The following is a 24,529-nucleotide window of genomic DNA, read 5'->3' as shown; positions in this document are numbered from 1 at the left end:
CTTCTTAGCTACATACCATTTATATTATTGTATGCTGACATCTGTTTATCTTATGAGATGGCGTCTTTAACCTTAAAATAGTACTTCATTAGCCCGACTACTTTTCCATGCTGACTATAAAAGGGTATGGGACGTAAATCATTTTTTTCGAATGGATTTTTTCCATTGTTTTCAGAGAGGATATTTCCAGCAAGTAGCTTCCCCATTAAGGTTGACATCGCAGCACCATGTCCAGCATATCCGAAAGCAAAATGGGTACCATCCTCTAGCTGACCAATGTACGGGAGCATTTCCTTTGTAAACCCAACCTTCCCGCTCCAGCAAAATTCAGCTTTATACTTTTTTAACTCTGGAAAAACGGCATTCATTCCCTCTTTTAACTTTAAGTAGAGTGGAGTTGTATCACCACTTAACGACCTACCTGATCCTCCAAAGGCCATTCGATTGTCAGGTGTTCTTCTGAAGTAATAAAGCATGTGCTTTGTATCAAAAACTGCTCTATCATTAGGGATTAACTCAGAAACTAATTCTTCCGGTAATTGTTCAGTAGCAATCATAATGCTTTCAACTGGTATGACACTCCGAGAAATCGTTTTATGTAAGTTTCCTGAATAGGCGTTCGTGACAATAACTAAATGATCGGCTGTCACCCTTCCATCTTCAGTCATAATGGTGACTTTCCCATTTGAGGATTTTATGATTTCAAGTGCCTCTGAATTTTCATAGATTGTGCCTCCGAGTTTTTCTACCGTATCTGCCAGCCCCAGCACATAATTAAATGGGTGATAGGTTGCACTATTTTCATCAATATACCCACCATGATAAAAATCTGTTTTTAATTCTGCTTGTAAATCCTGTTTATCAAGTACCCGAACCTTGTAGTCGAAGTCCTTTTCCAGGATTTTTTGCTCTTTCTTTAACCAGTCGATATGTGTAGGCTTATAGGCAGCGTAAAGATGGCCGGTACGTTTGAAGAAACAGGAAATTTGATTTTCCTTACTAATCCGTTCAATTAATTCAATGGAATCCAAAGACATTTGAAGCATTTTCCTTGCCGTGTCCAATCCTTTTTTCTTCGCAAGTGAGCTCATCGAGTCAATAAAGCCTGTTAAAATTTGGCCACCATTTCGACCACTTGCTCCGCTACCGAGATAGCTTTTTTCAAGTACAATTGTTTTGACGTTTTTCTTTTGCAAATGATAAGCCGTTGATAGCCCCGTAAAACCTCCTCCAATAATGACTACATCACACTCTTCGTTACCGGATAAAGATGCACGTTGTTTTTTCTTATTTGTAATTGCTTCCCACATTGAAAGTTGTTTCAAAAAATCCACTCTCCTACATTTTCCGTTTGTATCTAAAATAAATTTATGCAAGTAACGTACCAAATTTACGTTTTCGCAAATATTTGCAGGAGCATTTAGATTGTCATACATTCTGTTGTGGATAGGCATTATGCAAGAATGAATAAGTTATTCACATGTGCATAAGAACTTTCTTAGGTTTTCCTACTCTTTTTTTATTTCAAAACTTTTAGGATTGGAATGAATCTTGCATATATAAAAGGTAATCGTTTTAATGCAGGAGGGGTCAGAGATGAATAAAGAGGAGCTATCTACAAATCAACCGGTTACGTTGCTCAATAAACGACCGAAAAAGAGGAGGCTAAAGGGGACAGGGGCGATTTGGATGCTATCCCCAGTCACAATCTGGATGATTGCATTTTTATTTATCCCAATTGTCCTAATTCTTGTTGTGAGTTTTATGACTAGGGGTACGTATGGTGGAATTGAAAATATTTTCACATGGCAGAATTACGCCCGATTCTTTGATTCTTTATATTTGAATATTTTACTCATGTCTATTTTGATGGCAACAGTCACCACCGTCATATGTATTATATTTGGATATCCCTTTGCGTATATTATTGCTCGTTCTTCCCCTAAGTATCGAACATTCTTATTGTTTCTGGTTATCATTCCTTTTTGGACGAACTCACTTATCCGTACATATGCTTGGATAATTTTGCTTCGTACTGAAGGAGTAATCAACCATCTGCTAATCAGTATTGGAATTATCTCAGAACCACTTGCGTTACTTTATAACAATGGAGCCATATTAATCGGGCTTGTATATACTCTCTTTCCATTTATGGTACTTCCGTTGTATGCTTCAATCGAAAAGCTTGATAAATCCTATTTGGAGGCTGCTAGTGATTTAGGAGCAAAAGGCTGGCAAACCTTTATGAAAATTACACTTCCTCTAACGATGCCCGGTATCGTAGCTGGATCACTACTTGTATTTATTCCAACTTTGGGACTGTTTTTTATTCCCGATCTAATGGGCGGAGCAAAAACAATGATGATTGGTAATCTGATTAAAAATCAGTTCCTTACTGCAAGGGATTGGCCATTTGGAGCTGCATCATCGGTTATTTTAGTCATTTTAACCATGATCTTAATCTTCGTTTATCTACGTATTTCTAAAGGTAATAAAGATGACTTGGGGGTGATGTAAGGTGAATTCGAGGTTTTCAAAATGGTCGGCTATCATATATGGCGCTCTTATTTATTCCTTTTTGTATTTACCAATACTGATTTTAATACTATTTTCATTTAACAAATCAAAACTTAACGCTGTGTGGACAGGATTTACGTTTGAATGGTATGCGAAGCTTTGGTCGAATACAGAAGTATTAGAGGCAGCTAAAATTACAATTATCGTGGCAATTGTCTCTACGATTGCCTCAACGATTTTAGGAACCCTCGTATCTGTTGGGATGTACAAATACCATTTCAAAGGAAAATCGATGCTTGATGGAATGCTTTATATTCCCCTTGTCATGTCAGAGATTGTAATGGGGATTGCATTACTAGCCTTCTTCTCAATGGTAAAAATGCCTTTAGGCATCTGGACACTTATCATTTCCCATATTACATTTTGTATTCCATATGTTGTCGTCGTTGTACGGGCTCGTTTGAAAGGATTTGATCGTTCTGTGGAAGAGGCAGCCATGGATTTAGGGGCTAGTGAGTGGCAAACGTTCCGACTGATTACCTTACCGATTATAGGACCCGCGATTGTAGCAAGTGCATTGCTTTCATTTACCATTTCTTTGGATGATGTAATCGTGAGCTTCTTCGTAGCAGGTCCAGGAAGTACAACACTTCCATTACAAATATTCTCAATGGTTCGGTATGGGGTAACCCCGGAAATTAACGCATTATCAACATTAATGCTCCTTGTTACACTTGGTGCTGTCATTTTCGGCGAACGGTTGTTGATGAGGAAAAATGGATAGCAGAGAAAAGAGCTTGGAAAATCCAAGCTCTTTACGATTTTTTTCAAACTATCTTGAAAAAGTTTGTTGGACAAATGGGAATTGAAGTTGCCTTCATGAGTGGACTAGAAGCTAAACAAAGCAGGATACGAGATTCTGTCAACAGTCTGAACTATTCCTTCATTACAACCCCATGGTCGACTCCCCATGTTAAATAAATATCCTTATTGATGTAGTCAGTTATTTGGGAGCCTGCTGCTTGTTCATTCACAACAACTTCCTTCCCATTTTCAAGTAAAACCACCATCTTTGAAATGGATCCCACATAAATAAGTTCCTTAAATCTTCCCTTTAATTGCACAGAATTCGTTTTGGGAGACTGATTCTCCACGATTTTAATACGTTCGGGGCGAATGGTAACAAATACTTTTTCTCCAACCCTTAGTCCTTCGTTCTTTACTTCAATTTCTTTTCCACCAAAATCTAAATACGCATAGCGGTTATCTAACCTTGAAATGTTCCCTTCAAATAGATTCGTTTCCCCAATAAAATCAGCAACAAACTTGGTTTGTGGTTTTTCATAGATTTCAATCGGAGAACCAAGCTGTTCTATGAATCCATTATTCATAACGGCAATCCGGTCCGACATCGTAAGTGCCTCTTCCTGATCATGAGTAACATAAATAAATGTGATTTTAAGTTGTTGTTGAAGATGCTTCAATTCAACTTGCATTTGTTTTCGAAGCTTTAAATCTAGGGCTCCCAGGGGTTCATCTAATAAAATCACCTTTGGATTGTTAATCAAAGCTCGTGCGATCGCAATCCGTTGCTTTTGACCACCACTTAGCTGCCCTGGAGTTCTTTTTTCGTAGCCTTGTAATCGAACAAGTTCTAGCATTTTCATGACTTTTTCTTTAATAACTCCTCTATCAACGCCTTTCATTTTCAATCCGAATGCCACATTATCAAAAATATTCATATGTGGAAAAAGGGCATAGCTTTGAAAGACTGTATTCACATTTCGTCTATTTGCAGGTATTCCTTCAACATGCTTACCATCTAAAAGAATACTGCCTGAGGTAGGCTGTTCGAAACCAGCAATCATACGGAGAGTCGTTGTTTTCCCACATCCACTCGGTCCTAGTAATGTTAAAAACTCTCCCTCTTTTACATTCAATGACACATTTTGGACAACCTTCGTTTCCCCAAATTGTTTGTTAATATTTTGTAGTTCGACCATGTTTACCGACATGCCATTATCCTCCCCCTTGTTAGAAACCCTTTGCAAAAGTTAAATGCAAAAAACATGCCAATTCGCTAGCGTTTGAAGGTTTCATAAAAAAATGGTAGACCCAGAGATGGAATCTACCATTTATCCATTAATTTCCTGCTTTTAATTCACTGTAAATACGATCATATAATTGTGTTGCCTCTCCAATATCAAGCGCTTGTTGTACATTTGTAACTTGATCAAGGTCTGGATACACAACTTTATTATTTTTTAAGTCCTCGGGAAGCAATTTATACGCTTCCACATTTGGGTTTCCGTACGGATATGTTGTGGAAATTAGTTTACTGATTTCAGGTTGAAGTAGGAAGTCGATAAATTTTTCTGCATTTGCTAGATGCGGTGCGTCCTTTGGAATAACAAAATTGTCGTGGAAAACCATTAAGCCTTCTTCAGGAATAATTGGAACAATAGCTGGATTTTCTTTTTGAGCATTAAATACTTCAGCTGTCCATGCCATTCCTGCCGCAACATCTCCAGCAATCATCATCGTTTTAGGTTCTGTGTTAAATGCCCTAATATTTGGACGAAGTTCCAAAAGCTTTTCTTTCGCTTCTTCTAATTCTTTTTCGTCAGTCGTATTCATAGAATATCCTAGCATTTGAAGAGCAAGCCCAATTACCCCTCGTTGGTCATCTGGTAAAACGACCTTATCTTTAAGTTCTGGTCGAAATAGATCTTCATAGCCTTTAATTTCAAAGTCAACGAGTTCCGTATTTTGAAATAAAACCCCCGAACCCCAAAGATAAGGAATGAAATAGTCCCCCTCTTTATCAAATTCAGCTGTCGTAAACGTTGAATCTAAGTTTTTGACATTTGGGATATTTTCTTTATTGATTTTTTGGATTAAATCTTGTTTCAATAGAATATCAACGAAAAATGTTGTGGCTACAGCGATGTCATACTGGGTATTTCCTGCTTGTAATTTCGCCATCATTTCCTCGTTGCTTGAGTACGCATCATAATTTACCTTTATACCTGTTTCCTCTTCAAATTGTTGGATCACTTCTTGTGGCAAATATTCCGCCCAGTTGAATAAATTTAATACCTTCTCATCCGATTGTTTAGCTCCTCCTGCTTCACTTCCTCCGCAAGCAGATAAAAATGTCAGCGCTATTAAAATAAAAGAAAGTACGACTATTTTCGTTTTCTTATACATTCACATGGCCCCTTCCGGCTTTTTGGTTTGTCCTCGTGAATACACGATATTTCCATCCATTATTGTCATTTCAACTTTTGCTTCTAGAATCTCTTTCACATCTACTGAAAAAAGATCTCTATCTAAGATGATTACATCAGCCTTTTTTCCAGCCTCAAGCGTTCCTAAATCATCCTCACGGAAATTTCCATAAGCAGGAGTCTTCGTGTAGAATTGTAGAGCTTCTACAAGCGATATTTTTTCTTGTGGATTCCAACCCTCTTCTGGTGTTCCATCTGCATTTCTTCTAGTTACAGCACGGTAGATTTCAATCATCGGATTCATATCAACAACCGGATAATCACTACTAAAAGCAATGGACGCGCCACTCCTGTTTAGGGATCCAATCGGCCATGTATATCGCGACCGTTTTGGGCCCAATCGATCAAGGTATGTATGCCCCTCCATTGATTCTGCACTCATATGCTCAGGTTGTATCGATGCAATGACCTGAAGCTCCTCAAAACGATCTATATCATCCGGGTGAATAACCTCAATATGTTCAATCGTATGTCTTGAGTCTCGCTTTCCATTTTGCTTCTGTGCTGCTTCATAGCAATCAAGTCCAAACCTGACCGCCCCATCGCCACAGGCATGTAGCCGGATACGAAAGCCTTCCTTGTCAGCTTCCTTAATCCATCTCATATAGGTTTCTTCTTCAAACAACATGCCACCTACTGTTTCAGGTCGGTCTGAATACGGCTCAATTAAATAACCCGTATACGTAGTTGGAACGCCGTCAATAAATTGTTTTAATCCGGAAAACTGTAATTTATCAGATTGGTATAGTTCACGGTAGGATTTCGCCTTTGATAAGTCCCCATTGAGGGATGATAAGAAGTGTATTCTTGTTGTTAATTTACCTTCTTTTTCATAGGTCGCATAAAAGGATGGAGACCCCAATTCAAAGCCCGGCAATGGAAGCATATCACTTACCGATGTAATTCCATGGGAAGCAGCTTTTTTCAAAAAGGCATCCATTAATTTTCGCTGTTTTTCCTCTGAGAATTGATAGGCTTTTTCAGCAACAAGCTTTACGGCTGTTTCATACAAAAAGCCAGTGGGTTCTCCATTTTGATCTTTTTCAATCAAACCAAATGGAGGATCTTGTGTATCTTTTGTTATATTTAAGACTTTAAGAGCTTCTGAGTTTACCCATGCACTATGTGCTTCCTCATTTAACAGGAACACTGGGCGATTTGGGATGAGTTGATCAAGGGAATGGCGGGTTGGTGTTTTTTTCCCTGGCCAACGTACATGATGCCAGCCAAATCCTAATACCCAAGGTTCATTAGGATTCTCCTCTGCATAATGATAGATTTTTTGAACAGCCTCTGATTCCGACGAGCATTCAGTAAGTGTGGTGAACTCGCTAAACATACTCCCTAATACAAGGTGAAGATGAAAATCATGAAAACCAGGTAATACAAGCTTATTCTCTGCGTGAATAACCTTTGTCTGTGGTCCTATATAATCGTTTTCGTTTTCACTTTCATCCACACACAGGATTTGATCGTTTTTGATAACGACTGCTCCCATTATTGGATTACACTCATTCCCGGTAAAAATCGCATTTCCTTTAATAATGATATCTGCGTACAAGCCGCAATCCCCCCTCAAAAAAATAGCAAGTGACACGTAATCATGTTTCTACGTTTTTAGCACTCTCCCCCTTTAAAAGACTAAATTCATCGTCAATTAAATATGCAAATACCGTGCCAAAATTTAAGAAATGAGCTTGTCTTTAGGACTATACGGTGGATGATATTTTTTGTTTTAACGGTAATGGTTTTTCATAAAGCAAAAAAAGTGCGAGACTCTTTCTCCCGTACTTTTAATAGTTGCAGTGCATAAAACGTAAATAAACCTTGGATATTCCCAACCGAACTGAACCAGGGGTTATCTATTCTTCCAATTCATGAATTTTGGGTGTAGTTATAAAAATTTTTTATAGTAAGCTCTAGCTAATTAAAAAATAATATCTATTTACCATTTTTACATAGCATTTATAGTGAAAATTTAAATTCTTCTGATATCATGATTATAAGTAACACCCGATTATTCAATATAAACAAATCCTTTAAAGCACAGCTTTTAAGAGGAGGCATTAAATTTGGACAGTAAGGATTGGACTATATTAAAAATTCTTTACGAGGAAAAAAACATTACACGTGCTGCTGAGAAGGTTTATATTTCACAACCTGCATTGACTTATAGAATTAAAAGTATTGAGCAAGAATTAGGTGTAAAAATAATGTTCAGGACAAAAAAGGGCATTAAATTTACGAAAGAGGGCGAGTTCCTCATCCAATATGCCAATAATATGTTATATAACTTTCAAAAGGTAAAAGATCATTTGTTAAATATGAATGATACAGATGGTGGAATGATACGAATAGGAGTTTCAAGAAATTTCGCTAGATATATGCTACCCGATATTTTGAAAGATTTTTTAGATGAAAATGCAAATGTACAATTTCATGTGACTACCGATTTAAGTCAATCAATTTTAAAAATGCTGGAAAAGGATACGATAAATCTCGCGATCGTTAGAGGAGATAATTATTGGAAGGAAGGTAAGATTCTATTAAAAAGAGAATCGTTATGTATCATATCGAGGGAACAAATTAATATTGAAAAGTTACACGAGTTACCGAGAATTAATTTTAAAACCGAAAATGACCTCCAGCAAACAATTGAACGATGGTGGCAACAAAACTATGTGAAGCCTTGTACAGTTGCAATGGACATAGATAACATAGAAACATGTATAAAAATGGTTACAAAAGGACTTGGCTATGCGATTGTTCCAAGTATTGGTTTAACCGAATATCCTGAATTACATAAAATCGTTTTAACGGATGAGGATGAGGAGGTAATAGTAAGAGATACATGGCTTCTATATAGATTAGAAGATTTGGAATATCCAATGATCAAAAAGTTTATCTCATTTATAAAAAATAAGAATTATGGTTAATAGAAAAAACCCTTTGAGGAATCCTTCTTTATTTACTCAAAGGTTTTTTATTTTATTTCATAACTGTTTCGGTTAACGAGTATTGCGCTGCATTTTCTCCAGAGATTTTCCCAAAAACAGCACCTGACATTAATCCAGAACCACCAGGATAATTATCATAGAAAATACCACCTATCATTTCACCCGCAGCATATAGCCCCTTAATCGGTTCGTTACTTTCATTTAAGACTTCCCCATTTTTATTTGCATGTACCCCACCGAAGCAAAAGGTTATCCCACACGTAACAGGAAAAGCATAAAATGGGGATTCTTCAAGTCGTAATGCCCAGTTTGATTTGGGAGGATTAATTCCTTCGGTTCTTTTTCCATCCTTTATTGACGGATTATACTCCCCTTCATGTACCGCAAGATTGTATTGTGATACCGTGTCTAGGAATTGCTCCTTGTTTACTGGGAGTAGTTCTGCTAACTCTTCCAACGTTTTTGAGACAAAACCTGTAGCTTCAGGTAGGTTATATTCTTCCCTCAACTTACTCCTAACTTGACCATCGAATATTTGGAAAGCTACATGATCAGGTTGTTTCAACACCTCTGCGCCGTATTTGGCATACGTATAATTTCGAAAATCTGCTCCTTCATCTACAAATCTTTCACCACTTTTATTAACCATTATTCCTAATGGGTATGAGTGCTTTTTAAAAATATCGCCAGGTTTATTAAAATCTCCTACAGCTGGAACATTATAATCGGTACCTATTGAGTGACATCCCGTCCATTGACCATGTTTTTGGGCACCTACTTCTAATGCCATTTTTATACCAGCACCCGTATTAAATTCTGTTCCCCTTACTCTCGCCGCTTCCCATTGTTCACCAAGATTTTCTCCACGCATTTTCTTATTTGCTTCAAAACTACCACACGCTAATACGACACTATTTGTGTTTACGATTACCTCTTTATCTTGTTGTTTTACAACAATAGCCGAAATCCTATTTTCACTCGTTACTAACTGGATAGCAGGGGATTCATACCATATATCAATTCCAAGATCTTCTGCGCGTTTAAAAAGCCTTTTAACTAGCCCCATTCCAATTCCTTTTGTTTTTACAGGTAAACCTCCCCAAAATTGGATAATATCATCTTTTTTAAAAGACTGGTTTGCATAGTTTAATTCAAATTCAACACCCTGTTGTTTCATCCATTCAATGGTTATATACGAATTAGAGACAAGTTGATTTGCTAATTCAGGATCGCTTTTTCCACCTGTAACTTTCATTAGATCATCGAAATAATCTTCAGTTGAATATTGAGGCATGTTTATTTTTGCTGCCTCTTCATCCGTTAATTCAGGCATTAATACACGAATGTCATTTAAATCATTATAGGCAAATCGAATAGCACCATCCGTAAAATATGAATTACCACCACGTTTTTCTCTTGGACCCTTTTCAAGTACTAATACGTTTGCTCCTTGTTCTCTGGCAGAAATTGCGGCACATAATGCAGCATTCCCAGCACCTACGACTACAACATCATATTTATATTTTTTTGTCATGGCTTTCCCCTCCGTTCCAATATTCAACATCATTGTAAAACGTTTTCAGAAATAAATAAAATATTAATATTCTATTTAAATCTATAAAAAATACTTATAATTTAAAAAGGGGAAAAATAAAAAAACGCCTATCAGTTATCTAATAGGCGCTTAAGTTTATGCTTTTATTTTTTCCATTAATTCTTCGACATAATGCTGTGCTGCTTGGGCAGCGATGCTTCCGTCACCTGTTGCGGTTACGATTTGACGAAGTTGTTTCTCACGGATGTCACCTGCTGCGAAAATGCCCGGCACTTTTGTTTCCATGTTTTCGTTTGTTTCAATATAGCCATTTTCGTTTGTGATGCCTAGGCTTTCAAATGGTTTTGAAAGTGGTAGCATTCCAACGTATACGAATACGCCATCTGCACCAAATTCAGATTCCTCACCGGTTTGTGTATTAACAAGCGTTAAGCTACCAACCTTGCCATCTTTTTCGTGAATTTCTTTAACTGTATGATTCCAGATAAACTCCACTTTCGGGTTATCAAATGCACGTTGTTGAAGGATCTTTTGAGCACGTAGCTCATCACGGCGGTGAATGATTGTTACCTTAGAAGCGAAACGAGTTAAGTACACGCCTTCTTCTACTGCCGAATCTCCGCCTCCTACTACAACAAGCTCTCTGTTTTTAAAGAATGCACCATCACATACTGCACAATAAGAAACGCCACGGCCACCAAGTTCTTTCTCACCCGGTACACCAATTTTCTTATATTCCGCACCAGTTGAGATGATCACAGCGCGAGTTTTATATTCTTTACTACCTGCAACTACTGTTTTATATTCTTCACCATCGATGACTTCTTTAATATCCCCATACGCATATTCTGCACCGAATTTTTTCGCGTGCTCAAACATTTTTGTTGATAACTCAGGTCCTAAAATATGGTCAAAACCTGGGTAGTTCTCAACTTCCTCTGTATTTGCCATTTGACCACCAGGAATCCCGCGCTCAAGCATTAATGTTGATAGATTTGCACGAGAAGTATAGACGGCAGCCGTCATGCCTGCAGGTCCGGCACCGATAATAATGACATCATAAATTTTTTCTTCCGTCATTTTTACGTCTCTCCTAACTTCATGAGTAAAATTTGATATATCGTTTAGTATCTCCTACCCCTATCCTATAAAATCCTGACAAAATCCGCTATTAATATGCTCAATGTAGGAGTTCTTTAACAAATTTTACATACTTCATGACAGTCGCCTTCGAAATTTTATACTTTTCCGCAACTTGTTTTTGGGTAATGGTCCGTGACACGTGATTACGCCAAATGTATTCTGTTGCAGCAGCCCAAGCCTGCCAGTTTGATACATTGAACTGACGCTTAACTGCCTCATCGTAGATCATTAACCATGTTAAATACAGTTCTTCATTTGCAGAATCATCATGTTTATTTTTTGTAAATAATGTGTCTGCAATATTATATCCATCAATGATATATGACGGTATTTTTTCCGACTTTTTCATTTTAGCTAAAACATAATTTGCAAATTCCTGTTCAAGTGTCGCGTGAAATTGAATATGCTTTAAATCCTTACGTGCCAAAGATGAATTTGTCTTGCTTGCTAAAAATAAACCATATAAGCGTTCTTCAATAAAATCACCGGTCAACCAACGGTCGAGCACATCACTTATTGGCTTTGTGGAGTCAGATTCCCAAGGTGCTGAACCCTTTTTACTTGAATTTTCTTCGAGCACTCGCTTCCACGCATTTTTGGCAACATCAAAATGCTCTGTAAAATAAGCAGAATAGGAAAGCCAATAATAAAAGGTTTCATCTCCTTCAAAACCGCTACGCTGTAAATTACGTAACCATTTATAAGCAAGGTCATGTCTTCCGATTAACCCAAAGGTTGCACCTAGTTTATAACGATGTTCAAACAAAATCGGCTGAATGAATGATAATCGTCTCGTTAACTCTTTTACCTGTTGATTTTTACGTTGATAATATAAAAAAACAAGAGAATTACATAGCGCATGTAGATTTCCAGGATTCTTACTCAAGACCTCATCTAAGATCTCAGATGCATTTTCCACATCACCTGAATAAAAATAAGCAAGTGCCAAATTATTATAAGCAGACCAAAATTCAGGATACTCACGAATAATTTCCTTTAAAAGGGTCACCGCTTCGTCCAATCTCCCTGTTTCAAGGAATTCACGTGCATGTTCCTGTTTCACAATGAGTTCATCCTGATGGTTTGCGGAAATCTCGTCGTCGCCTTCTTCAAGACGTAATAAGTCAAGCAAATCCTCGGCATCTTCAACAAAATCACCATCAGGTTCCCGCTCTAAATACCATTCTGCATGTTTTGCGGCCTCTTGGAACAAGCCTAAATGTGCATAATTGTTAGCCATGAAATAATAGCACTCAGGCATATCGAATTTTGGCTCATCTATGATTTTAGTAAGATATTGATTTGATAGGACATAGTCACCGATTTCAGTCAGCGCAACCGATAGTTGGCATAAAAACATCGGCTCATTCGGCTCAAGCTCAATCGCTCGTTTAAAATGCTTAATCGATTTATATATATCATGCTGGCGATACGCCTTTAATCCTTTTTTAAAATAATATTCTCCCGTCTGGATAAACGGAATAATCTTTGATGCATGTTGTCTAACTTTTACGTTTTGTTTTTCCATCGGGGTCCTCCATAAATAAATCCGAATAAAATTATTTCCCAAGGTAGTATAACATATATAAGTGATTGAAACATAGGGGGGCTTGGTTAAAAACGAAAAACATTGTTATGGTATTTTGTGGACAATGTGAATAATGTGGACAACTTTTTGTTTTATGTGAATAATCTGAAGTTTTTACTGAATTCAGGTAAGTTATACACTGAAATTCGGTTTGGATTGTGGATATTGTGGATATAGGGGATAAACTATTTTCATTCTAGTAAAATAAAGGGATGAAAAAGGATACTTATTGTGGATAAGTACCCTTTGAAATCATTATCTTCTTTTTTGTAAAACAGACAATACGTCATCAAGTGGAAGCTTTTGTTCACGAAGTAAGACAAGTAAGTGATAAATCAGGTCTGCAGCTTCCCATTTTAATTCTTCATGGCTGCGATTCTTGGCTGCAATAATCACCTCGGAAGCTTCCTCTCCTACTTTTTTCAGGATCTTATCGACACCTTTTTCAAATAGGTATGTTGTATACGCTCCCTCTGGCATTTCTGCTTCGCGCTCTGCAATTACTTTTTCAAGTTCATTGAGGATGGCAAAGCGGTCAGAAGTCACTTCGTTTGCTTCTCCCAGTAAAGATTCATTAAAGCATGTATAGTTACCAGTGTGGCATGCAGGTCCTGCAGGCTCAACTAAAAGTAGAATAGCATCCTTGTCACAATCGTATTTTATATCGACAATTTTTTGGGTATTTCCGGAGGTTTCTCCTTTATGCCAAAGCTCTTGACGTGAACGGCTATAAAACCATGTTTCACGTGTTTCAATAGATTTGCGAAGTGACTCTTCATTCATATAAGCAAGTGTTAAAATCTCTTTGCTAACAGCATCTTGTACAATGGCTGGAGCAAGTCCCTTTTCATCGAATTTAATGTCTGCTGTATTCATCGGACATTGACCCCTTTCTCTCTTAAAACGTTTTTAACCTCTTTTACAGATGTTTCTTTATAGTGAAAAATACTTGCCGCTAATGCCGCGTCCGCTTTACCTTCAGTAAAGGCACGGACAAAATGCTCAGCATTTCCAGCACCACCTGAAGCGATGACTGGAACGGAAACTCCTTCACTGACTCGTCTTGTTAATTCTAGATTGAAGCCATCCTTACTGCCATCGTCGTCCATGCTCGTTAATAAGATCTCACCAGCACCCCGTTTTACTACTTCCTGTGCCCAAGCGACAACCTCCCATTCGGTTGCGTTACGACCACCATGTGTATATACACGCCAGCTACCAAGTCCCTCATCATATTTCGCATCGATTGCAACAACGATACATTGAGAGCCGAAGAAATTCGCTCCTTCTTTAATGAGGTCTGGATTTGTGACAGCTGCCGTATTGAGTGAAACCTTGTCAGCGCCAGCACGAAGAATTTTTTTCATATCCTCTAAGGAATTGATTCCTCCTCCTACTGTAAAAGGAATCGCAAGCTCTGCAGCGACTTTTTCAACAACCTCAACCATCGTTTTTCGGCCTTCATGAGAAGCTGAAATATCTAAAAAAACCAATTCATCTGCACCTTCGGAATCGTAAAATTTTGCGAGTTCAACAGGATCACCTGCATCTCGAAGCCCAACAAATTGAATTCCTTTTACGACCCGACCATCCTTTACATCTAAGCATGGAATGATACGTTTTGTGATCATCTGCTCTTCACCTCTTCCAACGCCTCTTTGACAGTAAATTGGTTGGTATAAATTGCTTTTCCGACAATAGCACCAGCAACACCTTGCTCCACTAACTTGCTGAGTGCTTTAAGGTCTTTGATTGAACTAACCCCACCTGAAGCAATGACTTGTTTACCTGTTGCAGCTGCAAGTGTTGCAACCGCATCGATGTTTGGACCACTGAGCATGCCGTCGGTTGCGATATCCGTAAAAATAAACACTTCGGCCCCCGCATTCGCAAGCTCGACACCTAAATCAGTCGCTTTAACTGAAGAAGTGTTTAACCATCCTTCTGTTGCAACATAACCGTCCTTTGCATCAATGCCGATTGCAATTTTTTCTTTGTATTTCTTAAGCATATCCTTAACGAAATCAGGATTAGAAATGGCAGCACTTCCTAAAATCACACGGTCAACGCCATTTTCAATATAATAGGCAACATCCTCTTCCGTTCGAATGCCACCCCCGATTTGAACCTTTGCTTCCAGCTTGTTCGCAACCTCAAGCACATATTGGTCATTTACACGCTTTCCCGCTTTTGCTCCATCTAAATCTACCATATGGATCCACTCAGCACCTGCATCAGCAAAAGCTTTTGCCATATCAAATGGAGAATCACCATATACGGTTTCCTTATTATAATCCCCTTGAAGCAAACGAACGCATTTGCCACCACGCATGTCGATTGCAGGATAAATGGTAAAAGTACTCATATTGACACCTTCTTTTCCACGATTGCAGCGTAGTTTTGTAGAATTTTCAAACCTAACTCGCTACTTTTTTCCGGATGAAACTGGGTTCCAAACACATTTCCTTTTCCGACAACAGCTGGAACCTCTACATCATAGGTACTACTTGCGATTACATTTTCATTGTCAGTTATCGCATAATAGGAGTGTACGAAATAGACATGTCCACCCTCGATATTCTGTAAGAGTGGTGAAGGATTTATCAGGTTAAGATCATTCCAGCCCATATGTGGCACCTTGTAGGTTTCTCCACTTGCTGTTACTCCAGGAAATTTGGTAATTCTCCCATTTAATAGGCCAAGCCCTTGTGTGAGTTCATTTTCTTCGCTTTCTTCAAACAATAGCTGCATACCAAGACAAATTCCCAGAAGGGGTGTCCCTTCTGCTACGGATTCTTTTATAAAGCTCACTAACTCTTTTTCATGTAAAATTCCCATTGCATCTTTGAAGGAACCCACACCTGGTAAAATCAAGCCGTCAGCTTTTCTGAGCTCTTCTGGTGAACTAGAAATAAAGTATTCGTGGTTCATCCGTTCAAGCGCCTTAGAAACGCTGTATAAATTCCCCATGCCGTAATCTATTATGCCGATCATCTATAACATCCCTTTCGTTGACGGGACCCCCTTAACGCGTGGGTCAACTATAGTTGCTTCATCTAATGCACGACCTAATGCTTTAAAAATCGCTTCGATCATGTGATGTGTGTTGTGACCATAATGAACAATGACATGGAGATTGATTCTAGCTTCTAATGCAAGCTTCCATAAAAATTCATGTACGAGTTCGGTATCAAATGTACCAACACGAGAGCTTGGAAATTCCGCTTTTAACTCAAAGTGTGGTCGGTTTCCAAGGTCGATGACAACCTGTGCGAGTGCTTCATCCATTGGAACAAATGCATTTCCGTAGCGCTTGATTCCTTTTTTATCTCCTAGCGCTTCGCGTAAGGCCTGTCCTAAACAAATTCCAATGTCCTCTGTTGTGTGGTGATCATCAATTTCTGTATCACCTTTTGCATCTACAGTCAGGTTAAAATGTCCGTGCTTTGTAAAAAGGTCAAGCATGTGGGACATAAATGGAACTCCCGTATCTAGCTTTGAAATTCCTTCTCCATCTACTGTAAAATCTAGTTTAATATCCGTTTCATTTGTTTTACGTTCAACTTTTGCTTGTCTTGTCATGATTACACCTACCGTTATCCACAATTTTATAATCCTTAATAAATGCTTGGTATTACTCGTTTTGGTGGAAGATTACCCACAGAATCCACAGGTGAATCTTCAATTTTGTGAATTATTTTAATCGTTCCTCAACTGCTCTTGCGTGTGCTTCCAACCCTTCAAGTCTTGCGAAAGCCGCAATCTTTGGACCGTTATCTATGATTGCTTGTTTGCTATATGAAATGATGCTTGATTTTTTCGTAAAATCATCCACACTTAATGGGCTTGAAAAACGTGCTGTTCCGTTTGTTGGAAGAACATGGTTAGGACCAGCGAAATAGTCGCCAACAGGCTCTGAGCTATAACGACCGATAAATATTGCACCAGCGTGCTTGATTTTTCCGACCTTCTCCATAGGTTCCTTTGTCATGATTTCTAGATGCTCCGGTGCAAGCTCATTTACTACCTTGATGGCTTCCTCTACATCGTTTGTGACATAAATGGCACCAAAATCATTAATAGAAGCTCTCGCAATTTCCTCACGAGGCAGGAGCGATAATTGTTTTTCAACTTCTTTAGCAACAGATTCAGCAAGCTCCATTGACGGCGTTACAAGGATACTTGATGCCCGCTCATCATGCTCTGCTTGTGATAAAAGGTCAGCTGCAACTTCGTTTGGAAGTGCTGTTTCATCTGCTAACACGACGATCTCGCTTGGTCCTGCAATCATGTCGATATCCACATTTCCATAAACCTCACGCTTTGCTAACGCGACAAATATATTTCCAGGACCGACAATTTTATCAACAGGCTTGATCGTTTCAGTACCAAATGCCAAGGCGCCAACTGCCTGAGCACCGCCGACCTTATAGATTTCTTTGACACCCAGGATATCAGCTGCAACAAGTACCCCTGCAGGGATTGTACCATCCTTCCCAGGTGGTGAAACCATCACGATTCGCTTGACACCAGCAACCTGCGCTGGGATGACATTCATTAAGACGGATGATGGATAGGCCGCTTTCCCACCAGGCACATACACACCTACCGCATCAAGTGGGGTAATTTTTTGACCAAGGATAGTACCATTATCCTTCATCGTCATCCAAGATTGCCTTGTCTGTCGACTATGGTAATCCCGAATATTTTCTGCTGCTTCTTTAATGACTTGCACCATATTCTCATCTAATTTTTGATAAGCGTCTTCGATGTCTGAATCTATGACTTTAAACTCATTAAGTAAAACACCATCAAACTTTTCAGTATAGTATCGAAGGGCGTTGTCCCCTTCTTTTTGTACTTCCGCAAGTATTTCTAAAACTGCTTTTCTCTGTTCCTCAGTCCCACTATCAATTGTCCGCTTCAGTGAAACAGTGTTGGTTACACGTTCTATTCGCATGATGTGTCGGTCCTTTCTAACTATTAAGATACGACTTTAGATAATCTCTCCACAATTTCGTCGATTTGCTGATCCTTTAAGCGATAGCTCACTGGATTTACGATAAGGCGTGAAGTGATATCTGCAATATGTTCAAGCTCAACTAATCCGTTTTCTTTTAAAGTGCGTCCTGTCGATACAATATCCACAATTCTGTCCGCCAATCCGATTAGAGGAGCAAGTTCAATGGAACCGTTCAATTTAATGATTTCCACCTGTTCCCCATTTTCTCGAAAATAACTAGAGGCGACGTTAGGATATTTAGTAGCAATTTTAGGTGCAACACCTTTCACTTTCACATCAGGTAGCCCTGCAACCGCGAGATAGCATTTACTAATTTGCAAATCTAGCACTTCATATACGTCGCGCTCTTCCTCAAGCATAACGTCCTTCCCGGCAATTCCAAGATCTGCCACACCATGCTCCACATAAGTGGTAACATCCATTGGCTTGGCAAGCATGAATCGAAATGGCTCGTCTGGCACGTCGATAATTAATTTTCTAGAATCCTCAAATTCAGGAGGAAGCTTGTAACCTGCATTTTTTAAAAGCTGTGCCGCCTCTTCAAAAATTCGTCCCTTCGGCATCGCAATTGTTAATTTGTCATTCATTTACTCTTCCTCCTTCCTTGTCTTTCCTAAGAAAAAGGTGTTTTTCGTGAATGCACTCGTGCACGCATCCACATCCTTGATTCCAGCGATATCTTGAAGGATGACGCGCTCACCCTGTTCTCTTTTATTCATTGCAAAGCGAATTGCTTCGTCTCGTTGTTCTGCACTAAATATTACACAATGAATTTCTGGCTCATCCTGTGGTAGATCAAGTGCTTCCAGAAGTCGGTCAATTCGAATTCCAAAGCCTGTCGCCGGTGCAGGACGATCAAATTTTTCAAATAAATGATCATAGCGACCACCGTTTCCAACTAAAAAGCCAACATTCTCCGCGTAAATTTCGAAAAGGATTCCTGTATAGTAGCTCATATGACTGACTAGATTAAAGTCAATTTTAATATGCTCTGTCACACCGAATGCCTCTAACTTTTTCCACAGCATTTCAAGTTCTTCGGCTGCCTTTTTTCCTTCTTCACATTCGACTAGTTCTTTTGCTTTAGTAATTTTCGAATCATTACCTCTTAATTGTAAAAGGGTTAGCAAACGTTGTTTATCAATAGAAGAAAGTGGCAAGTTTTTCACATGTTCTCTGTAACCAACATAATTTTTTTCATATAAATAACGTTGAAGAACATCAGCTCTTGCTTCGTTTCCAACAATCTCCATAAACAATGATTTAACATAGCCAATATGACCAATTGGTACGGTAAAATTGGTAAGTCCCGCTTGCTTAAGTGCTGCAATCATAAGGGATATAACCTCTGCATCGGCACTGGTTGTCGTATCACCAATATACTCAACCCCGATTTGTTCGAATTCGGCAGGTCTCCCACCTTCATGCTGTTGGGCGCGGAACACATTCGCCGAGTATGCGATACGTAATGGGTATTCACCTTTATATAATCGGGACGCTGCAACTCTGGCAATTGGCGCTGTCATATCAGGTCGAAGGACGAGCGTATGTCCCTGTGAATCCAATAATTTAAAAAGTTGACGGTCGAGGATCGCTGATGCCTCACCGATTGTTTCATAATATTCAAGTGTTGGAGTTTCAATAAATTGATAGCCCCAGCTTTCAATTTGAGACGACATGGCATTGCGAATTTTCTTTTTCGCTTCATATAAAGCTGGCAATGTATCTCTCATCCCTAACGGTTTTTCAAACATAAACACGATTTTCGTCACCACCAAAGTTTGTATTTATTTATGCTTCCATATTTTTCTCTACATTATTTTGCTTTAGTTCGCTAATATACTACCAAGATAAAGTATATATTACACCTATCCCTACCAAACGTCAACGAAAAAGTCAGAATTTAGTTGGTTCGGATTTGGTTGGGAAGTATATTGTGGATTGTGGATAAAATATTTTTGTGGATACCGTGGGTATTGTTGATAACTTTTGAAATCGATTGCGGATTGTGTGAATACTGTTGAAAAGTGGAGTTGGGACTTGTAAGCAAGAGAGGAAGAAAGGAGACAGATGTTGGAAAAAGAATTGGAGAGGATTGGGGAGTGAGGAATGAGAGTCTATGATGAGAGCAACAAAAAAGGAACCAAACCATTATAAATGGTCAGATTCCTTTTTCTCGCGCTGTTCCCGTTGTTCTTTTGTATAAATCACCTGCATCGGATTTCCCCCGACAAAGCTTCCGGCAGGAACGTCCTTGTGGACTAAAGTGCCAGCCGACACTATTGCCCCGTCTCCAATTTCGACGCCTGGTAAGATTGTAGAGTTGGCACCAATCATAACCTCGCTGCCTATTTTAACATCGCCCAGTCTGTATTCTTTAATCAAGTATTCGTGGGCTAAGATCGTTGTATTAAAACCAATGACCGTATTGCTTCCGACACTGATTTTTTCCGGGAACATAATATCTGGCACTACCATGAGTGCAAATGCTGTTTTTTCGCCAATCTTCATTTTTAAAAAGGTGCGATATAGCCAATTTTTCACACCTAAAAACGGTGTGTATCGTGCTATCTGTATGATAATAAAGTTTTTGACTACCTTCCAAAAAGAAACGGTTTTATAGATTTGCCAAAGCGAATTGGGACCTGAAACATAATAACGCGTGGTTCGTCGTTTCACTATTTTTTCATCCTTTAACAATATCCAGTAAGTCACTCATTTTCTCTAGCATAAAATCAGGTTTGTATTCTAATAGGAAGTCTTTTCCTTTATGAGACCAGGCGACTCCAGCAGTCTTTGTGCCTGCGTTTTGACCAGCTACAATGTCCTGATAATTGTCACCAATCATGATTGCTTCTTCAGGTGTTGAACCCAACAGGTTTAAAGCCAGCAGTACCGGTTCTGGGTCTGGTTTTGGATTTTTAACATCATCCAATGTCACCACAACATCAAAGAATTGATCAAGCTTTGTTAGTTTTAATCCCATGTTAACTGTATTTCTTATTTTTGTTGTCACGACACCAATTTTATAACCTTGTTCCTTCAAGGTTTTGATGGTGTCGAATACACCAGGAAACTCAGTTACAAGTTCATCATGCTTTTCATGGTTGAATTTGCGATATTCCGCAATCATTTCTTCTGCGCGGTCCGGATCTACTGAAGAAAAAGATTCATGCAAGGTTGGACCATTGAACGGCAGGATCTCCTCCCGGGTAAATTGACGGTCCGGAAAGTATGTTTCAAAAGTGTGTAAAAAAGATTGTAAAATCAGTTCGTTTGTATCAATTAATGTTCCATCTAAATCAAATAAAAGTGTTTTAATTGCCATAAATAATTTCCTTTCTATTATTTTGCTCGGCACGTTTCCAGATAAAAGCGACGACCATTGTTAATATCGTTGCTGTGATGAGACGGATTAACAATAACGGTAAAACCGGAATCCCAAGTGGGACAAAGATAAGCGTATCCTCAACGACTGCGTGGCAGGACACTAGGAAAATAAACGCTAATGTTAAATCCTTCTTATCTACATTATCCTCTTTTACCGCCTGAATCATTACACCCGCTCCGAAAGCCAAGCCGAACAAAATACCTGATGCCAAGGTTGTTGATGTATTTTCCTTCATCCCCAGTGCTTTTGTGACAGGTTTCATCCATCTGGAGAACACATCTAACCATTTTAATTCTTTTAATATTTGAATCACAACCATAAGTGGAATAACAATGATGGCTAATTGCAGAATCCCAAATGATGCTTTTTCGATTCCATTTAATAGGATACTGCCCCAGCCTGAAATTTGTTCTTCTGTACCTGATACAAGTCCATACTTTGCTAGTTCACTACCGCCATTCCAAACTAGATTGATAACAAAGGCAGAGATAAACGCAAGTCCAAGTCGCACGAGTACAATGATCCAAATCTTCATTCCTACTTTTGCTGCCACGGTAGACTCAATAATCATATTATGTGAGAATGATAGCATGACCGCTAAAATAAATACTTCTTTTACAGTCAAATCAAGTGTTAAAATCGCACCAATTCCTGCATAGAGGTTCAAAAAGTTTCCTAATACAAGCGGAATTGCCGCATCACCTGATAGTCCAAACCAGCCCATAATAGGCGCAATCCACGTAATCACCCAATCTAGCACGGGTGTGTGCTGAAGCAAGGTAACGAGAAGGGTAACAGGAAAAATTACTTTCCCCAATGTCCAAGTAGTTTTTAATCCTACTAAGATGCCTCTCTTGATCATGTCTAGCAAGTTTTCCCTCTCCCTTATAAATTAGTTCTGTAAATAACGTTCGTTTGAATAGCCTTTTTTTCTACGATAAACAAGTACAATTAGGGCTCCTATAATCGATACAACTGAAACTAACTGAGCTACTCGAATATCACCAAGCATTAAGCTGTCTGTACGCAACCCTTCAACGAAGTAACGACCAATTGAATACCAAATCACATAGGTGAGGAACATTTCTCCGCGTCTTAAATTGACCTTTCGAAGCATTAGCAATATCACAAAACCTACTATACTCCAAATGGACTCGTATAAGAAGGTTGGATGATAGTACACACCTTTTATATACATTTGGTCCATAATAAAGTCTGGCAATACATTATAGAAGGTTTGGATGTTTTCTTCCGCAATTAGACCACCATGTGCTTCTTGGTTCATAAAGTTTCCCCAACGACCAATAGCTTGACCCAAAATAATACTTGGTGCCGCAATGTCGGCAAGTTTCCAGAAAGAAATGCCTTTTACTCTTGCGAACACAATTGCTGTCACAACAGAACCGATCAAGGCACCGTGAATCGCAATGCCACCTTCCCAAATCGCAATAATTTTAGAAGGATTTTGTGAATAATAGTCCCATTTAAAAATGACATAATAAATCCTTGCACAGATAATGGCAATTGGAACTGCAAACAGCATAAGATCCATAAATGTATCCTTATGCATGCCTCTGCGTTCTGATTCCTTAATGGCCAGATAAAGGGCAAGCATGGTCCCTAGCCCGATAATAAGTCCATACCATTGAATCCGTAGTGCGCCCAGTTCTAAAAATGTTGGGTCTAATGGTTGTATATTTCGATCCACTTTCTCCACTCCCTTATTTCCTTTAATCAAATGCGCCTTGGCGTATTTGCGCCCAGATTTTTTCGAGCTTGCTCGAAAAGTTTCCGCTGAAAATCTGAGGCATCCGCCGGAGGCAATAACTTTCTTCAGCCAAGGTTTGACCTCATACTTTATTGGGTAAACAAATTGCATTAATCCCCGCTCATAAAAGTAAGGCCTTCTGCTGAATAAAGTTATTATTAGATGTCGTCATGTTCCCCATATTCTATCGCGCTTGAGAGACGATTTGTAAAATCCTCTGCTGCGTTTAAGCCCATTCGTTTTAGACGGTAATTCATTGCTGCCACCTCGATAATAACAGCTAGGTTTCGCCCTGGTCGAACCGGGATGGTGTATTTTGTTAATTCAGTATCAATGATTTTCATTTTTTCTTCTTCAAGCCCCAGTCGATCATATTGTTTCGTTTGATCCCAGAGCTCAAGATTGACGACTAACGTAATTCGTTTGAAGTTACGGATGGCTCCTGCACCAAATAGGGTCATCACGTTGATTATCCCTAGACCACGGATTTCAAGGAGATGTTCTATCAATTCCGGTGCACTCCCAATAAGTGTGTCATCATCTTCCTGACGAATTTCTACACAGTCATCCGCAACAAGACGGTGCCCTCGTTTCACGAGTTCCAACGCCGTTTCACTTTTACCAACACCACTTTTACCGATGATGAGAACGCCAACCCCGTATATGTCCACAAGAACACCATGTACTGCAGTTGTTGGTGCAAGCTTGCTTTCTAAGAAGTTCGTAATTCTACTCGATAGTCTTGTCGTTTTTATAGGAGACTTAATGACCGGAACAGATTCACGCTCCGAAGCCTCAATTAACTCTGGAGGCACTTCCATATCACGCGAGATAATGATTGCAGGAGTTATATCTGTACAAAGCTTCTCCATTCGGTACATTTTTTCGTCATGTGATAATTTATCAAAAAAAGTGAGTTCTGTTTTTCCTAAGAGCTGAATCCTCTCTGCTGGATAATAATCAAAAAATCCAGCAAGTTCAATCCCTGGTCTTGATATATCACTTGTAGTGATTGGACGATTGATACCCTCTTCCCCACTTACCAACTCTAACTTAAACTTCTCAATTAAATCCTTTGTGCTAACTTTTGGCACATCCGTACCTCCTCGATTGTGATTCATGTAGATTTATGTTTGATTTGATGTTGTGCACTTTTTAAAAGGCCCATATATTTCTTTTGATTAGGGCTTAATTACTACCAAAGTTAAACTCATTCTCCATTTTAGCATTTTTCTGTGTAACGCCAAAACTTTTCTGTTTAAAATTGGTGAAGAATGTTAGAAATGGTTTGGGGTGA

At 38.9% G+C, this 24,529-nt stretch carries 23 protein-coding genes; 3 read left to right on the top strand and 20 right to left on the bottom strand.

Annotated features, from left to right (window positions below):
• Positions 1-50 precede the first annotated feature (50 nt).
• Positions 51-1,334, bottom strand: a complete 1,284-nt coding sequence (locus ABC371_RS10155; protein ID WP_412896696.1) for an NAD(P)/FAD-dependent oxidoreductase — start codon at positions 1,332-1,334, stop codon at positions 51-53.
• A gap of 355 nt (positions 1,335-1,689) precedes the next feature.
• Between ABC371_RS10155 and potB the strand changes: the two genes are divergently transcribed.
• Positions 1,690-2,517 carry a spermidine/putrescine ABC transporter permease PotB gene (potB, locus tag ABC371_RS10150; protein WP_412899320.1) on the top strand — a complete coding sequence of 276 codons (828 nt, stop codon included), beginning with the start codon at positions 1,690-1,692 and terminating at the stop codon, positions 2,515-2,517.
• Position 2,518: 1 nt separating this feature from the next.
• Positions 2,519-3,301 carry an ABC transporter permease gene (locus ABC371_RS10145; protein WP_412896695.1) on the top strand — a complete coding sequence of 261 codons (783 nt, stop codon included), beginning with the start codon at positions 2,519-2,521 and terminating at the stop codon, positions 3,299-3,301.
• A 151-nt stretch (positions 3,302-3,452) separates the two neighbouring features.
• Here ABC371_RS10145 and ABC371_RS10140 read toward each other — a convergent pair whose 3' ends face one another.
• The 3 genes from ABC371_RS10140 to ABC371_RS10130 form a co-directional block, all read right to left on the bottom strand.
• The gene (locus tag ABC371_RS10140) at positions 3,453-4,532 is read right to left on the bottom strand and encodes an ABC transporter ATP-binding protein (protein WP_412896694.1); all 1,080 of its coding nucleotides are present in this window, start codon (positions 4,530-4,532) and stop codon (positions 3,453-3,455) included.
• A 127-nt stretch (positions 4,533-4,659) separates the two neighbouring features.
• Positions 4,660-5,727: an ABC transporter substrate-binding protein gene (locus ABC371_RS10135; protein WP_412896693.1), complete on the bottom strand. Its 1,068-nt coding sequence runs from the start codon at positions 5,725-5,727 to the stop codon at positions 4,660-4,662.
• Positions 5,728-7,368: an amidohydrolase gene (locus tag ABC371_RS10130; protein WP_412896692.1), complete on the bottom strand. Its 1,641-nt coding sequence runs from the start codon at positions 7,366-7,368 to the stop codon at positions 5,728-5,730.
• A 511-nt stretch (positions 7,369-7,879) separates the two neighbouring features.
• Between ABC371_RS10130 and ABC371_RS10125 the strand changes: the two genes are divergently transcribed.
• On the top strand, positions 7,880-8,743 hold the full coding sequence (locus ABC371_RS10125) for a LysR family transcriptional regulator (protein ID WP_412896691.1): 864 nt from the start codon (positions 7,880-7,882) through the stop codon (positions 8,741-8,743).
• Positions 8,744-8,795: 52 nt separating this feature from the next.
• Here the strand turns inward: ABC371_RS10125 and tcuA are convergent, their stop codons facing one another.
• The 16 genes from tcuA to hprK form a co-directional block, all read right to left on the bottom strand.
• Positions 8,796-10,298 carry an FAD-dependent tricarballylate dehydrogenase TcuA gene (tcuA, locus tag ABC371_RS10120; protein WP_412896690.1) on the bottom strand — a complete coding sequence of 501 codons (1,503 nt, stop codon included), beginning with the start codon at positions 10,296-10,298 and terminating at the stop codon, positions 8,796-8,798.
• 156 nt (positions 10,299-10,454) lie between these two features.
• Positions 10,455-11,399 carry a thioredoxin-disulfide reductase gene (gene trxB / locus ABC371_RS10115; protein ID WP_412896689.1) on the bottom strand — a complete coding sequence of 315 codons (945 nt, stop codon included), beginning with the start codon at positions 11,397-11,399 and terminating at the stop codon, positions 10,455-10,457.
• 100 nt (positions 11,400-11,499) lie between these two features.
• Positions 11,500-12,990, bottom strand: a complete 1,491-nt coding sequence (locus ABC371_RS10110; RefSeq protein WP_412896688.1) for a tetratricopeptide repeat protein — start codon at positions 12,988-12,990, stop codon at positions 11,500-11,502.
• 315 nt (positions 12,991-13,305) lie between these two features.
• Entirely contained in the window at positions 13,306-13,926 is a 621-nt protein-coding gene (gene hisIE / locus ABC371_RS10105; RefSeq protein ID WP_412896687.1) for a bifunctional phosphoribosyl-AMP cyclohydrolase/phosphoribosyl-ATP diphosphatase HisIE, read from the bottom strand.
• Positions 13,923-14,681 (bottom strand): imidazole glycerol phosphate synthase subunit HisF, encoded by a 759-nt coding sequence (hisF, locus tag ABC371_RS10100; RefSeq protein WP_412896686.1) that lies wholly within the window; start codon positions 14,679-14,681, stop codon positions 13,923-13,925. The genes hisIE and hisF overlap by 4 nt, the downstream gene beginning before the upstream one ends.
• Positions 14,678-15,415, bottom strand: a complete 738-nt coding sequence (gene hisA, locus ABC371_RS10095) for a 1-(5-phosphoribosyl)-5-[(5-phosphoribosylamino)methylideneamino]imidazole-4-carboxamide isomerase (RefSeq protein ID WP_412896685.1) — start codon at positions 15,413-15,415, stop codon at positions 14,678-14,680. Before hisA ends, hisF begins: the two co-directional genes overlap by 4 nt.
• Complete coding sequence (gene hisH / locus ABC371_RS10090; RefSeq protein WP_412896684.1) at positions 15,412-16,044, bottom strand: imidazole glycerol phosphate synthase subunit HisH; 633 nt, start codon at positions 16,042-16,044, stop codon at positions 15,412-15,414. Before hisH ends, hisA begins: the two co-directional genes overlap by 4 nt.
• Positions 16,045-16,632: an imidazoleglycerol-phosphate dehydratase HisB gene (gene hisB / locus ABC371_RS10085; RefSeq protein ID WP_412896683.1), complete on the bottom strand. Its 588-nt coding sequence runs from the start codon at positions 16,630-16,632 to the stop codon at positions 16,045-16,047.
• A 112-nt stretch (positions 16,633-16,744) separates the two neighbouring features.
• Positions 16,745-18,010 (bottom strand): histidinol dehydrogenase, encoded by a 1,266-nt coding sequence (gene hisD, locus ABC371_RS10080; protein ID WP_412896682.1) that lies wholly within the window; start codon positions 18,008-18,010, stop codon positions 16,745-16,747.
• A gap of 23 nt (positions 18,011-18,033) precedes the next feature.
• Entirely contained in the window at positions 18,034-18,660 is a 627-nt protein-coding gene (gene hisG, locus ABC371_RS10075; protein WP_412896681.1) for an ATP phosphoribosyltransferase, read from the bottom strand.
• The gene (locus tag ABC371_RS10070; RefSeq protein WP_412899319.1) at positions 18,661-19,827 is read right to left on the bottom strand and encodes an ATP phosphoribosyltransferase regulatory subunit; all 1,167 of its coding nucleotides are present in this window, start codon (positions 19,825-19,827) and stop codon (positions 18,661-18,663) included.
• Between the two features lie 397 nt (positions 19,828-20,224).
• Complete coding sequence (locus ABC371_RS10065) at positions 20,225-20,752, bottom strand: acyltransferase (RefSeq protein ID WP_412896680.1); 528 nt, start codon at positions 20,750-20,752, stop codon at positions 20,225-20,227.
• 7 nt (positions 20,753-20,759) lie between these two features.
• Positions 20,760-21,401 carry a pyrophosphatase PpaX gene (ppaX, locus tag ABC371_RS10060; RefSeq protein ID WP_412896679.1) on the bottom strand — a complete coding sequence of 214 codons (642 nt, stop codon included), beginning with the start codon at positions 21,399-21,401 and terminating at the stop codon, positions 20,760-20,762.
• Positions 21,391-22,326: a nucleoside recognition domain-containing protein gene (locus ABC371_RS10055; RefSeq protein WP_412899318.1), complete on the bottom strand. Its 936-nt coding sequence runs from the start codon at positions 22,324-22,326 to the stop codon at positions 21,391-21,393. The genes ppaX and ABC371_RS10055 overlap by 11 nt, the downstream gene beginning before the upstream one ends.
• A gap of 30 nt (positions 22,327-22,356) precedes the next feature.
• Positions 22,357-23,172 carry a prolipoprotein diacylglyceryl transferase gene (gene lgt / locus ABC371_RS10050; RefSeq protein ID WP_412896678.1) on the bottom strand — a complete coding sequence of 272 codons (816 nt, stop codon included), beginning with the start codon at positions 23,170-23,172 and terminating at the stop codon, positions 22,357-22,359.
• Between the two features lie 218 nt (positions 23,173-23,390).
• Entirely contained in the window at positions 23,391-24,326 is a 936-nt protein-coding gene (gene hprK / locus ABC371_RS10045) for an HPr(Ser) kinase/phosphatase (RefSeq protein WP_412896677.1), read from the bottom strand.
• Between the last annotated feature and the right edge of the window lie 203 nt (positions 24,327-24,529).

This window comes from Bacillus jepli, from assembly GCF_047238305.1.
Classification (GTDB): Bacteria; Bacillota; Bacilli; order Bacillales; family Bacillaceae_L; genus Ferdinandcohnia.
This window is presented reverse-complemented; position numbering and strand designations above follow the sequence as displayed.

What these genes read in the sequence shown, in the direction of transcription:
- hisIE (WP_412896687.1), bottom strand. Translation starts at nt 13,926, where the DNA reads ATGAATACAGCAGACATTAAATTCGATGAAAAGGGACTTGCTCCAGCC.
- ABC371_RS10110 (WP_412896688.1), bottom strand. Translation starts at nt 12,990, where the DNA reads ATGGAAAAACAAAACGTAAAAGTTAGACAACATGCATCAAAGATTATT.
- ABC371_RS10140 (WP_412896694.1), bottom strand. Translation starts at nt 4,532, where the DNA reads ATGTCGGTAAACATGGTCGAACTACAAAATATTAACAAACAATTTGGG.
- hisG (WP_412896681.1), bottom strand. Translation starts at nt 18,660, where the DNA reads ATGAATGACAAATTAACAATTGCGATGCCGAAGGGACGAATTTTTGAA.
- ABC371_RS10055 (WP_412899318.1), bottom strand. Translation starts at nt 22,326, where the DNA reads ATGATCAAGAGAGGCATCTTAGTAGGATTAAAAACTACTTGGACATTG.
- hisF (WP_412896686.1), bottom strand. Translation starts at nt 14,681, where the DNA reads ATGATCACAAAACGTATCATTCCATGCTTAGATGTAAAGGATGGTCGG.
- hisH (WP_412896684.1), bottom strand. Translation starts at nt 16,044, where the DNA reads ATGATCGGCATAATAGATTACGGCATGGGGAATTTATACAGCGTTTCT.
- hisA (WP_412896685.1), bottom strand. Translation starts at nt 15,415, where the DNA reads ATGAGTACTTTTACCATTTATCCTGCAATCGACATGCGTGGTGGCAAA.
- tcuA (WP_412896690.1), bottom strand. Translation starts at nt 10,298, where the DNA reads ATGACAAAAAAATATAAATATGATGTTGTAGTCGTAGGTGCTGGGAAT.
- ABC371_RS10135 (WP_412896693.1), bottom strand. Translation starts at nt 5,727, where the DNA reads ATGTATAAGAAAACGAAAATAGTCGTACTTTCTTTTATTTTAATAGCG.
- ppaX (WP_412896679.1), bottom strand. Translation starts at nt 21,401, where the DNA reads ATGGCAATTAAAACACTTTTATTTGATTTAGATGGAACATTAATTGAT.
- hisB (WP_412896683.1), bottom strand. Translation starts at nt 16,632, where the DNA reads ATGACAAGACAAGCAAAAGTTGAACGTAAAACAAATGAAACGGATATT.
- hisD (WP_412896682.1), bottom strand. Translation starts at nt 18,010, where the DNA reads ATGCGAATAGAACGTGTAACCAACACTGTTTCACTGAAGCGGACAATT.
- ABC371_RS10070 (WP_412899319.1), bottom strand. Translation starts at nt 19,827, where the DNA reads ATGTTTGAAAAACCGTTAGGGATGAGAGATACATTGCCAGCTTTATAT.
- potB (WP_412899320.1), top strand. Translation starts at nt 1,690, where the DNA reads ATGCTATCCCCAGTCACAATCTGGATGATTGCATTTTTATTTATCCCA.
- trxB (WP_412896689.1), bottom strand. Translation starts at nt 11,399, where the DNA reads ATGACGGAAGAAAAAATTTATGATGTCATTATTATCGGTGCCGGACCT.